Source organism: Streptomyces sp. JLYT201, assembly GCF_059448825.1.
This window is the reverse complement of the sequence record NZ_CM182551.1, coordinates 2277368-2289133: the sequence shown is the minus strand read 5'-3', so window position 1 is coordinate 2289133 and position 11766 is coordinate 2277368. Positions and strand designations below refer to the sequence as shown.

Below are 11766 nucleotides of genomic sequence, written 5' to 3'. Positions count from 1 at the left end.
GTGCATGACCGGCATGAACGACCCGTGGGACCCGCTGTCGTGGGAGGCCGCCGCCGGCTATCGGGCGCGGGTGCGCGGCTGTCTGCTGGGCGGCGCGGTCGGTGACGCGCTCGGCTACGCCGTCGAGTTCGACTCGCTGGCGGCCATCCGTGCCGCCCACGGCCCGCGCGGCGTGACCGGCCCGCTCCCCGACGCCGACGGCGTGTGGCGGATCAGCGACGACACCCAGATGACGCTGTTCACCGTCGAGGCCCTGGAGGCCGCCCACGCGCGCGAGCGCCGCAAGGGCATCGGCGGCGCGGCGCCCCGGCTCGTCCTGGAGGCGTATCTGCGCTGGCTGGACACGCAGCACAGGCCGGGCCCCGCGGCGGACGCGCGCGGCGGCCTCGCCGCCGAGGCCTGGCTCTACGCCCGCCGCGCGCCCGGCAACGCCTGCCTCAGCGGCCTGGCCCACGCGCACGCGCCCGACCCGCGCGCCCCGCTCGGGCCGCCCGGACCGGTCAACCCGGAGTCCAAGGGCTGCGGCACCGTCATGCGTTCCGCGCCCTTCGGGCTCACCCGCGCCCCCGCCGGGCGGGCCTTCGAGCTCGCCGCGCGCTGCGCGCTGATCACGCACGGCCACCCCACCGGCTCCTACGCCGCGGGCGCGCTCGCCGCGATCGTGGCGCACCTGGTCGCGGGGGACTCGCTGGAGGGCGCTGTCCTGCGCACCCTGCGGCTGCTCGCCCGGTACCCCGGGCACGAGGAGACGTCCGCCGCGCTCGCCCGCGCCGTCGACCTGGCCGCCGAGGGGGAGCCGGACGCCGCCCGGGTGGAGTCCCTTGGCGCGGGCTGGATCGCCGAGGAGGCCCTCGCCGTCGCGGTGTACGCGGCCCTGGCCGCGCCCCGGGTCGAGGACGCCCTCACCCTGGCCGTGAACCACTCGGGCGACAGCGACTCGACCGGCTCGGTCTGCGGCAATCTGCTCGGCGCGCTGCACGGCGACCACGGGCTGCCGGGCGACTGGCTCAGGGCCGTCGAGGGCCGGGCGGTGATCGCGGCGCTCGCGGACGACCTCGCGACGGAATGCGCGCGCCGCTGAGTCCCGTGCCCGCAACGTGCTGTGGCAGGCTGACAACGCACCCCCGACACCAAGGAAGGAGCGCGGCCATGCCTCTCGAACCGCTGTCGCAGAAGGAGATCGAGGACCGGCTCGCCGAGCTGCCCGGCTGGTCCGTCACCCAGAGCGCCGAGGGCCCGGGCACCTCCGGGAACGCCGGGGGCACGGGCCCCTCCGGAAGCGTCCTCACCCGCTCCTACCGCCTCGGCTCGCACTACGCGGCCACCGCGTTCGTCGTCCACGTCTCCCAGGTGCAGCAGGAGCTCGACCACCACGCGGAGATCACCCTCGGCTACGACACGGTGGCGCTCGCGGTGTGCACCCACAGCGCGGGCGACGCCCTCACCGAGCGCGACTTCGAACTCGCCCGCAGGGTCGAGGAGCTGGCGCCCGGCCACGGTGCCGCGTGACGGCCGACGGGCCCCGGGGCGTGATGCTCGACTACGGCAAGGAGGCCGTCCGCTACGACGCCTCGCGCGGCGGCGAGCCCCGGGCCGCCGCCGCGGCCGCCGCGGTGCTCTCGCTGCTGGCGCCGGGCACCCGGACCCTGCTCGACGTGGCCTGCGGCACGGGCCTCGTCACCCGGCGGCTCGCCGACCGGCCGGGCCTCGGCGTGACCGGAGTGGACGCGACGTACGCCATGGCCCGCATGGCCGCCGAGCGGGTCCCGGGCGCCGTCGTCCTGGGCGACAGCCGTCGGCTGCCCTTCCCCGACGGCGCGTTCGACGCGGTGGTCACGGTGTGGCTGCTGCACCTGTTCGCGGAGCCCGCGGAGGCCGCGGCCGTGGTGGCGGAGTGCGCCCGCGTCCTCAGGCCCGGCGGCCGCTACGTCACCACCGTCGACAAGGCCGCCTCCCACGACGTGGGCAGCGACATCGACGCCGCCCTGGCGGGCCGCCCCGTCCGTGAGCCCGTGGACGGGGCCGACCGGGTCGAGGGCTACGCCGCGGCGTGCGGGCTGACCCCCGCGGGCCGCGCCCGCTTCACCGGCCACGGCCAGGGCCGCAGCCCGCGCAGCACCGCGGAGGACCTGTTCCGCGGCTGGTTCACCAGCATCCCGACGGACAGCGCGATGGCGCGGGGGTACGCGGAGCGGCTCGCCGGGCTGCCGGACCAGGACGTGCGGCGGCCCGACCCGGAGTTCGCGCTGCGCGCCTTCACCAAGAGCGCCCCTGGGTGACGGCCCCCGAACGCCGTTTGCCGAAACGGCAACAGAAGTGGCCGTTCGGGGGAACGCCGACGCACGCTGGCAGCGTTCGCGAAGACCAGGTGAGAGGGCGGCGGAACGATGACGGCGTACGAGACCAAGGCCGGCGGCCACGACCACGACCACGGTTCCGGCCACGGCTCCGGGCACAGCCACGGCCACGGCGACCACGACATCGACTGGGCCGAGATGGCGCCCGTCCTGGAGCAGAACGCCGAGGTCACGGCCCCGCTGTACCGGCAGGTCGCCGCGTGGCTGCGGGAGCTGCGCGCGGCGGCCGCCGAGCCGTCCCTGATCGTCGACGCGGGCAGCGGCCCGGGCGTCGTCACCAGCCTGCTCGCCCAGGCGTTCCCCGAGGCCGAGGTGGTCGCGGCGGACCCGGAGCGGGCCCTGCTCGACCGGGCCGAGGCGCGCGCAGCCCGGCTCGGCCTGGCGGACCGGGTGCGCGCGCACCGCGCGGAACTCCCCGACGGCCTCGGCGAGCTGCCGCCCGCCGACCTGATCTGGGCGGCGCGGTCCGTGCACCACGTGGGCGACCAGGTCGCCGCGCTCACCGCGCTCGGCGAGCGGCTCGCGCCGGGCGGCGCGCTCGCGGTCCTCGAAGGCGGTCTGCCGCCGCGCAGCCTGCCGCGCGACATCGGCGTGGGCCGCCCCGGCCTCCAGGCCCGTCTCGACGCGGCCAACGAGGAGTGGTTCGCCCGCATGCGCGCGTCCCTGCCCGGCGCCACCGGGGCCACGGAGGACTGGGCCGCGCTGCTCACGGCGGCGGGCCTGCGCCACACGGCGACCCGCACGTTCCTGCTCGACCTGCCCGCGCCCCTGGACGAGCGGGCGCGGGCGCACGTCATCGACACCTTCGAGCGCTACCGCGGCCTCGCGGCCGCCGAGGGGCCCGAGGCGCTCGCGGCCGACGACGTGACGGTCCTGAACCGCCTGCTCGACCCCGAGGACGAGCTGAGCCTGCACCGCCGCCGGGACGTGTTCCTGCTCGTGGCGCACACGGTGCACGTGGCGGTGAAGGAGGGCTGACCCCGGGCCCCGGCCGCCTCGGGCCCCGGCCGCCCCGGGCCCCGCCGCCCTCCCCGCGCCCGCCCTACGACCGCAGCTCGTCGAGCCGCGCCAGCGCGTCCCGCACGGCCTCCCGCTCGTCCTCGCCGAGTCCGCCGAGCCCGATCCCGGCGGCCCGCTCCAGGAGGCGCTCCGCCAGCTCGTCGTCGCCCCGCCGCTGGGCGATGTCCCCGCGCAGCACGAGCAGCCGCAGGTGCTGCGCGGGCGTGGGCCGCTCGTCCTCCAGGGCGAGGGCCCGGTCGATGACCTTGGCGGCGCCCTCCAGGTCCTCCTTGGAGTCGACGAAGAGGTCGGCTATGTGCAGGGCCCGCGCGAAGGTCTCCTTCGGCGCGGGGCGGTGGCTCTGGTCCTCGTCGAGCTGCTGCCCGACGCGGATGCTGTTGCCCGCGGGGTCGGTCATCACGAACTGCCGCACGCCGTACGACATGTCCTTCAGCGGCCCGATCCTGGGCAGCCCCCGCCGCGGCACCTTCCCGTACGCGGCCTTGAGCCCGGCCCGGAACGCCGCGTACAGCGCGTCCACGTCGTCGGTGAGGACGTAGCACCCCGAGTACGACGCGGCGGGGTCGTACTGCTTCATGCCGAAGAACTGGAGCTCCACGGGGCCGCGTTCGACGACGGCGTACGCGTACGGGCTCTTCTGGAGGTAGGTCGTCTCGAAGCCGAGGGCGGTGTAGAAGTCGACGACCGGCTGGACGGACCGGCAGGGGAGCAGAGGGATGGTTTTCTCAGCCATTCCGTCAGTCTAGTCAAACTTGAATACCTGGGGGAGGGGATGCGTATTCGTACGCCGTGGTGGACGTAGATTTCGCCACTCCACTGCTCCGGCGGGCCGGTTGCGTCTACGTTCTGCCGCATGAGGGAGCTGATGCGCTGGGAGTCCGACGACGGGCCCGTCGTCGTGGAGATGGACTCGCGGGACGTGGGCTACCGGTCCGTCTCGCGCCGGGACGACGACGGGGTCCGGGAGGTCGAGGGCCGCTTCGAGTCGGCCCTCGGCAATGTGCGCGGCGCCGCGCTCTCGGCGCTCCGCACGTTCCGGGAGCAGGCGCTCGACCCGGACGGGATCGAGCTGGAGTTCGGCGTGAAGCTGAGCGTCGCCGCGGGTGCCGTCATCGCGAAGACCGCGGCCGAGGGGCATCTGACGGTCAAGCTGACGTGGTCCAAAGGGGGCGCCCCAGGGGGCGCGGAAGGCGCGGCGCGGGGCGAATAATGGCGGACGTGCACTGGCGTGCCCGCATCCACGCGGTCGGCGGCGGCCCGCCGTTGGGGGCGGGCGTGCTGGTCGACGGCGAGCGGGTGATCACCTGCGCCCACGTCGTCGACGGCCACGCCGAGGTCCGCGTGGCGCTGCCCGGGGACGGTGGCGAGGAACCGGCGCGCGTCGTGTGGACGGGCGGCTGGCGCGCCCTCGGCGACCCCGGCGACATCGCGGTGCTCGCGCTCGACCGCCCGGTCCGCGCGGCGCCCTGCGCCCTCGCCCCCCTCGGCGCGCTGCGCCCGGACCGCGGCCGCCCCGCCCACGTGCTGCGCGCCCTCGGCTTCCCCGAGGGCCACGAGCGCGACGGCACGTACGTCACGGTGACCACCAGCGCCGACCGGCAACTGCACGGCGAGTGGCTGGAGCTGGACGTCGACAAGGCCCATCTGCGCCGCCTCGACGAGGGGTTCAGCGGCGCCGGGGTGTACGACCCGGTGAGCGGCGAGGTCGTCGGCATCGTCACCGACGCGGAACTGGAGGGCGAGCGCGGCGGCACCCAGGGCCGCATGCTGCCCCTCGACACCGTGCGCCGCCACTGGGAGGGCCTGGACGACCTGCTGCCCCTCGGCTGGATGGAGCCCGCGCCGCGCCGCGAACTGCGGGCCGCCCTCGGCGGCGGCGAACTGGGCCCCGCCGCCGTGGCGTTGGCGGTGCGCCAGGCCTTCCCGACGTTCCTGCGGGAGCTTCCCGCCTTCCGGTCTGCCTGGCACGCCGTGCGGTACGTCGCCGAGGAGCTGACCGGCGAGGGCCGCGTCGAACGGCTGCTGCGCGAGCTGCGGGACCACGCGCCCGGCGGCGCCGCCGCCCGCCTCGCCGCCTGGATGCGGCGCTGGCAGCCGGACGACGCCGGCCCCGGCCCGGCCGCGGCGGCCGTGCGCACCGGGTCCCTCATGGTCCGGGTGGAGCCGATGACGAAGGCCAAGAGCCTGGACCTGTCCGTGTGCGCCCTCGTCGACGGGGTCCCGGTCGGGCGCGCGGGACCCGTGCGCGTCCGCCCCCAGCAGCTGCGGACGAAGGTCGAGGCGCTGCTCGCCGCGCAGGTCGGCGCCGTCGCCGACTTCGACTGGATCGCGGAGTTCGTCGTGCCGCAGGGGCTCATGGACGAGCCCTTCGAGGAGTGGCTGCTGCACGAGCCCGGCGCGGCCCGGCCCCGGCCGCTGCGGGCCGTGCCCGTCGTGGTCCGCCACACGGAGCGCCTCAAACCCCTCATGGTCTGCCGCTTCACCCGCGAGCGCTGGGAGACCGTGCGGGCCCGCGGCGAGACCCGGCCCAAGCCCGTCGCCTGCTCCCTGACGTGGGACTACCAGGAGTTCTACGACTGGCTCGACGGCCAGGAGCAGCTGTGCGCCCTCGCGTACGCGGCGACCCCCGCCGACGCCTGGCTGTCGGCGGCGCTCGACATCGGCATGCCCATCATGCTGTGGCGGCGGCGCGACTGCGGCGGCGGGGGCCACGCGGACTGCGCGTCCGCCGCCTTCCTCGACCGGCTCACCCGGGCGGTGTCCGGGCTCGACCCCGACCGGCTCCCGTACGAGGTCATGAAGTTGCGCAAGGAGGCCCGCTCCCCGGAGCGGGGCGGCGACGGCCACTGCGGACACCGCCTCGCGCTGTTCTGGGACGACCCCGCGCGCAGGCCCGACCCGCCGCTGGCCATGGGGAACAAGGAGAGGAGCTGAGATGACCGCACACCCGTCGCGCGCCTGGCACGTCTACACCGGCAGCCGCACCCCGCACGACCGCGTCGACCAGCTGCCCGAGCCGCCGCCCTGGCGGCGCTTCACCGGCGGCCCGCCGCTGCCCACCCCGCCCGGCGACACCGGCAACCGGCACGCGGCCGTCAGCTATCGCCCCGGCGCCGACGCCGTCCGCCAGGTCAACGCCGCCCTCTATCTGCGCAGGCCGCTCCTGGTCACCGGCGCCCCCGGCACCGGCAAGTCGTCCCTCGCCTACGCCGTCGCCCACGAACTCGGCCTCGGCAAGGTCCTGCACTGGCCCATCACCAGCCGCGTCACCCTGCGCGACGGGCTGTACGCGTACGACCCGCTGACGCGCCTGTACGCCGCCGGGCGCGCCCGCGACGGGGCGGCGGGCCCCGAGCGGGCCGACGACATCGGCGACTACCTGCGCCTCGGCCCGCTCGGCACCGCCCTGCTGCCCTACGCCCGCCCCCGCGTGCTGCTCATCGACGAGATCGACAAGAGCGACATCGACCTGCCGAACGACCTCCTCACCATCTTCGAGAAGGGGTCGTACGAACTCGTCGAGCTGGCCCGGCGCGCCGAGCCCACCGCCGAGGTGATGACGGCCGACAGCACCACGGAGCGGGTGGAGATCCGCGACGGCACCGTCACCTGCCGGGCCTTCCCCTTCGTGGTCATGACCAGCAACGGCGAGCGCGAGTTCCCGCCCGCGTTCCTGCGCCGCTGCGTGACCGTCGACCTGAAGCAGCCCGCCACGGTCGAGGAGCTGACCGCGATCGTCGGCGAACACCTCGGCGGTGTCGTCGGCGACGCCTCGGGCGCCCTGCCCGAGGGCGCCCACGACGTCATCCGGCGCTTCTTCGACCGGCGGGGCGGCGGCCTGCTCGCCAACGACCAGCTCCTGAACGCCGTCTACATGTGCCACCACGCGGCCCTCAGCGAACCGCCCGGGAACGTGGCCGAGCTGGCCGAGCAGGTCGCCCCGTACCTGAGCAGCGAGGCGACGGACCCCGATGACGCTTGACCGGCTGCGCGCCACGCTGGAGGCCCTCGGCCCGCCGGTCACGCCCCTGGAACTCGCGGAGATGCTGTGGCTCGCCCGCACGCTGCCCGAGGCACCCGAGGGCCCCGGGAGCACGGACGGCCCCCGGCCGCCGCAGGGCGGGCCCCGCCTGCCGCCGGACGCGCTCGCGGGGGAGCGGGCGCGGACGCCGCTCCCGGGGCCGGAGCCCCCCGAGGAGCAGGCCGCGGGCGACCCGGCGGCGGCCGCGGAGCCCGGCGGGCGGCCCCTGCACCTGCCCCGCGGCGCAGCCCGGCCCGGCACCGACGCCGACGACGTGCTCGTGCCCGCCCCGCAGGCGCTGCGCCACGAACTCGCCATCCAGCGCGCCCTGCGCCCCCTCAAGCGGCGCGGGCCCGACCCCCGCCGCCGCGTCCTGGACGAGGACGCCACCGCCGAGCGCGCCGCCGAGCGCGCCACCACCGCCGGGTACGCCGAACGCGGCCCCTGGGCACCCGTCCTGGTGCCCGCCGCCTGCCGTCCGCTGCGCCTGGCCCTCGTCGTCGACACCGGCTCCGCGATGGCCGTGTGGCGGCCGCTCGCCGGGGAGCTGCGGGCCGCGCTCCAGCGCACGGGCGCCTTCCGCGACGTCCGCCTCTGGTACGTCGCCGACCTCGGCACCCGCGTCGGACTGCGGCCCGCGCCCGGCCGCCCGGCCGTGCCCCCCGCCGCCGCGGCCGACCCCACGGGCCGTCAGCTCACCCTGGTCCTCAGCGACTGCTCCGGCCCGCACTGGTGGGCCGGGCGCGCCGGACGGGCCCTGCACACCTGGGCGCGGCGCGGGCCCACCGCCGTCCTCCAGCCGCTGCCCGAACGCCTCTGGCGGCGCACCGCCGCGCCCACCGCGCCCGGCAGGGCGACCGCCGCGCGGGCCCACGCCCCGAACACCGCGCTCCGCTTCACCCCGCACCACGGCCGCGCCCACCGCCCCGCCGGGGCCCTGCCCGTGCCCGTGCTCGAACTCGCGCCGGAGTGGCTCGCCGACTGGGCCGCCCTGGTCGCGGCGGCGGGCGACCGCCCCCGCGACACCGCCGTCACCTACGTCGGCGCCGCCCCGCCCGCCCGCGCCGAGCCCCTCGCGGACGAGGGCGATCTGCCGATCGCCGAGCGCGTCCTGCGCTTCCAGCTCGCCGCGTCCCGCACGGCCGCCGACCTCGCCGCGCACGTGGCCCTCTCGGTGCCCGCGCTCCCCGTGATGCGCCTCATCCAGCAGCGCGTCACCCCCGGCTCCCGGCCGAGCGACCTCGCCGAGGTCCTGCTCAGCGGCCTCCTGGAACCCGTCGACCTGGAGCGCGGCCGCTACGACTTCGCCCCCGGCGCCCGCGCCGCCCTCATCGAGACCCTGCCGCGCCCCGAGTCCCTGGCCGTCACCGACCTCCTCACCCGCCTCGGCGAGGAGATCGAGTCCCGCGCGGGCTCGGCCGCCCGCTCCTTCCGCGCGGCGGTCCCCGTGGCGGACGGCGGGGGCACCCGTCAACTGGGCGCGGCGGGGCAGCCGTTCGCGCTGGTCAGCGAGGAGGCGCTGGAGGTGCTGCGGGGGGCGGCGATCCGGGTGGCCCAGCGGCCGGCGGCAGGGGCCCCGGTCATGAGCGTGCGCACCACGTCGCTGGAGATCTTCGACGAGGAAGTGGCCGAGCGGTTCCTCGCGTCCGGCGAGGTGTCGGCTCCGCCGGGCCTGACGAATCTTCGTCCCGCGAAGCCGTTCGTGGGCCGGGCCGTGGCCCTCCAGCGCCTGGACGAGGACCTGTTGGCTCCCCGCACGCGGACGGACGGCCCGCGCGCGGTCGTCGTACGCGGAACCGGAGGAGCGGGCAAGTCGGCGCTGGCAGCGCGGTGGGGAGCGAGCGACGCCGTCCGCGCGTCGCTGAACCCGGTGTGGTGGCTGCGCGCGTCCTCCCCGGCCGAGGGACTCGCGGAGCTGGCCCACGCCCTGCGGCCCGCGTCCTCGGACGTGACGCGGCAGGCGGCGAGCGAGTGGGCCGTCGGCTGGCTGGCCGCACACGGCGACTGGCTGCTGGTCCTCGACGACGCGGAGAACCCGGCCGACGTCTGCGCGCTCCTGGAGCGCCTGGGCACGGGCGGCCGGGTCCTGGTCACCAGCAGGCGGGCCGATGGCTGGGAAGGCGTGGGGCCGGTCCTGGAACTGGGCGCGATGGAGCCCGCCGAGGCCGTCCACCTGCTCCGCGCCCGCCTGGACGCGGACATCCTGGAGGGCGACGCGCACAGCCTCGCCGAAGCGCTCGGACGTCTGCCGCTCGCCCTGTCGGTGGCGGCCGGGCGCATGGTGCGGGAGAGGATGTCCCCCGCCCAGTACCTGATGCGCCTCGAACGCGACCGGGCCCGGCGGGGCGGGGACCGGTACGGCGTCCGCGAAGCCGTCCGCATGTCCCTGCGCCGCGTGGACGACCCGTCGGCGTACCGCATCATGAACGTCCTTGCCTGGCTGGCCCCGGAGCCGGTCCCGCTGGCTCTGCTGTCCGCCATCGACGGCGTCGGCGCTCTTGAGGCACTGGAGGAGCTCGGCCTCATCAGCGGCGACAGCGCCACAGTGCGGATACACCCCTTGGTGCACGAGTTCCTCAACGAGCCGGGCGGGGACGACCCGTGGCGTGACCCGGCGGCCAGGCAGGCCGCGCGACGCGAGGCCACGGCCTGCCTCGACGGCGCGCTGCCGGGAGACGCCGAGGATCCCGCGACCTGGCCGCGCTGGCAGGCCCTGCTGCCGCACATCGACCACCTGGCCGAGTCGGTCGCGCCCGAGGACGACGACGCGGACTTCGTCCACGTCCTGGAGGCGGCGGCGGAGTTCGTCATCGGGCAGGGCCGGACGGAGCGTGCCGTCGCCCTGCTGGAGCGCGCGGAAGCGGGCAGGGAGCGCGGTCCCGGGCTCGGTTCCCCGGAGAGCCTGCGGACGACCCGGCTGCTGGTGAACGCGCTGCGGCGGGCGGGCCGCCTGCCGGAAGCGGTGCGGCGGTGTGAGACCGCGCGCTGGCTGCCCGTCCCGAACGACCCCCAAGCCCTCCTCGACGTCCTCCTGCTGCGGGTCGAACTCGCCTCGCTGAAGCACCAGTTGGGAGACGTCAATGCGGCGAGCGAGCAGTTCGCGAAGTTGCGCGAGTCCGCGTTCCGGGCCCTCGATAGGCAGGCGTCCCCCCAGCTGGTCCCGCCCTGCGCGGCCATCGCGGACCTGGCCCTGGCCCTGGGGAGGTCGCACACGGCGGTGGAGCTGTACGAGGCGACCCTGGCCGCCGCGCGCCGGGAGCTGGGAGAGGACCACCCGGACACCCTCGCCGTCCGGGGCCGCCTCGCGGCCGCTCTGTACGCGGCGGGGGAGCGGGGGCGGGCGTCACGCGAGGGCACGCGGGTCCTCGTCGACCTCACCCGCGTCTTCGGCGCGGACCACCCCCGGGTGATCAGCGCCCTCAGCGATGTGGCCCACGCCCTGGAGGGCGACGACGAGACGCTCCCCGACGCCGTCAACGCGTACGGCGAGGCCCTGCGGCGCAGCCGGACGGCGCGCGGTGAGACGCACCCCGAGACCCAGCGCCTGTGGAGCCACCTGGTCGACGTCGAGGTGCGGGTGGGGAACCCGGAGAGCGCGGTCGAGGTCGCGAAGGAGTGGCGGTCCGCGGTGGACGAGGCGCTGGGCCCGCGGCACCCCGCCACCCTGCGCGCGTCCGCGCGCCTGGCCCGCGCGTACGGGGAGAACGGCGCGTGGAGCCTGGCCATTCCGCTGTACGAGCGCACGCTGCACCTCCAGCGCGAGGTGCTCGGCGAGGACTCCCCGGAAACGTGGGAGTCCTACGACCGCCTCGCCGAATTCTTCGCGGGGGTGGGCGACGTGGCCCGGGCGCTGCCCCTGTACGAACGAGCGCTGCTCGTACGGCGGGAGAGCCTGGGGGAGGAGCACGAGGAGAGCCTGGCCGCGCTCGACCGCACGGCGATCGCGCTGCTCGGCGCCGGACGCCACGACAGGGCCGTCGCCCTGCTCGACCAGGTCCTTGCCCTGCGCCGCCGGGTGCTCGGTGACGGGCACGCCGACGTGCTCAAGACGTACAGCTATCTGGGATACGCGCACCTGGAGGCGGGGGACCCCGCGCGGGCCGTCGTGACGTATCGGACCGCGCTCCAAGGGTGCGTCGAGCTGTTCGGCGACGCGGACCCCCGCACCGTGGCGATGACCAGGAACCTCGTCCACGCGCAGCTCTCCGGGGGCGACCGCCTCGGGGCCGTCGAGGTCCTGGAGCACGCGGTGGCCGCCCTCGCGCCCGCGCTCGGCGCGGACCACCGCGACGTCCTGGCCCTCAAGGACGAACTGGCCCGTCTGCGCCCCCGGGGAAGAGGGGGCGCGGACGGGCCGTGACGGGGCTC

At 76.6% G+C, this 11766-nt stretch carries 9 protein-coding genes; 8 read left to right on the top strand and 1 reads right to left on the bottom strand.

Annotation, left to right across the window (positions count from 1 at the left end; translation table 11 throughout):
• Positions 1-13: 13 nt before the first annotated feature.
• From AC5WAM_RS08965 to AC5WAM_RS08950, 4 genes are all read left to right on the top strand, one after another.
• Positions 14-1081 carry an ADP-ribosylglycohydrolase family protein gene (locus tag AC5WAM_RS08965; protein WP_495523537.1) on the top strand — a complete coding sequence of 356 codons (1068 nt, stop codon included), beginning with the start codon at positions 14-16 and terminating at the stop codon, positions 1079-1081.
• Between the two features lie 68 nt (positions 1082-1149).
• A complete protein-coding gene (locus AC5WAM_RS08960) occupies positions 1150-1509 on the top strand; it encodes a 4a-hydroxytetrahydrobiopterin dehydratase (protein ID WP_495522232.1) in 360 nt (119 codons plus the stop codon).
• 23 nt (positions 1510-1532) lie between these two features.
• The gene (locus AC5WAM_RS08955; protein ID WP_495523536.1) at positions 1533-2279 is read left to right on the top strand and encodes a class I SAM-dependent methyltransferase; all 747 of its coding nucleotides are present in this window, start codon (positions 1533-1535) and stop codon (positions 2277-2279) included.
• A gap of 108 nt (positions 2280-2387) precedes the next feature.
• Positions 2388-3335: a methyltransferase gene (locus tag AC5WAM_RS08950; RefSeq protein ID WP_495522231.1), complete on the top strand. Its 948-nt coding sequence runs from the start codon at positions 2388-2390 to the stop codon at positions 3333-3335.
• A 64-nt stretch (positions 3336-3399) separates the two neighbouring features.
• On the opposite strand, the gene AC5WAM_RS08945 is transcribed toward AC5WAM_RS08950, so the two are convergent.
• On the bottom strand, positions 3400-4110 hold the full coding sequence (locus AC5WAM_RS08945) for a bleomycin resistance protein (protein ID WP_495522230.1): 711 nt from the start codon (positions 4108-4110) through the stop codon (positions 3400-3402).
• Positions 4111-4230: 120 nt separating this feature from the next.
• Here AC5WAM_RS08945 and AC5WAM_RS08940 point away from each other — a divergent pair, with 120 nt between their 5' ends.
• From AC5WAM_RS08940 to AC5WAM_RS08925, 4 genes are read left to right on the top strand one after another with little or no spacing between them, the layout of a single operon-like run.
• Positions 4231-4587, top strand: coding sequence for a CU044_2847 family protein (locus tag AC5WAM_RS08940; protein WP_138962627.1), 357 nt, complete (start codon positions 4231-4233; stop codon positions 4585-4587).
• An 8-nt stretch (positions 4588-4595) separates the two neighbouring features.
• Positions 4596-6311: a VMAP-C domain-containing protein gene (locus AC5WAM_RS08935; RefSeq protein ID WP_495522229.1), complete on the top strand. Its 1716-nt coding sequence runs from the start codon at positions 4596-4598 to the stop codon at positions 6309-6311.
• Between the two features lies 1 nt (position 6312).
• Positions 6313-7359, top strand: coding sequence for an AAA family ATPase (locus AC5WAM_RS08930; protein ID WP_495522228.1), 1047 nt, complete (start codon positions 6313-6315; stop codon positions 7357-7359).
• On the top strand, positions 7349-11758 hold the full coding sequence (locus AC5WAM_RS08925) for an SAV_2336 N-terminal domain-related protein (protein WP_495522227.1): 4410 nt from the start codon (positions 7349-7351) through the stop codon (positions 11756-11758). Before AC5WAM_RS08930 ends, AC5WAM_RS08925 begins: the two co-directional genes overlap by 11 nt.
• The last annotated feature ends 8 nt before the right edge of the window (positions 11759-11766 follow it).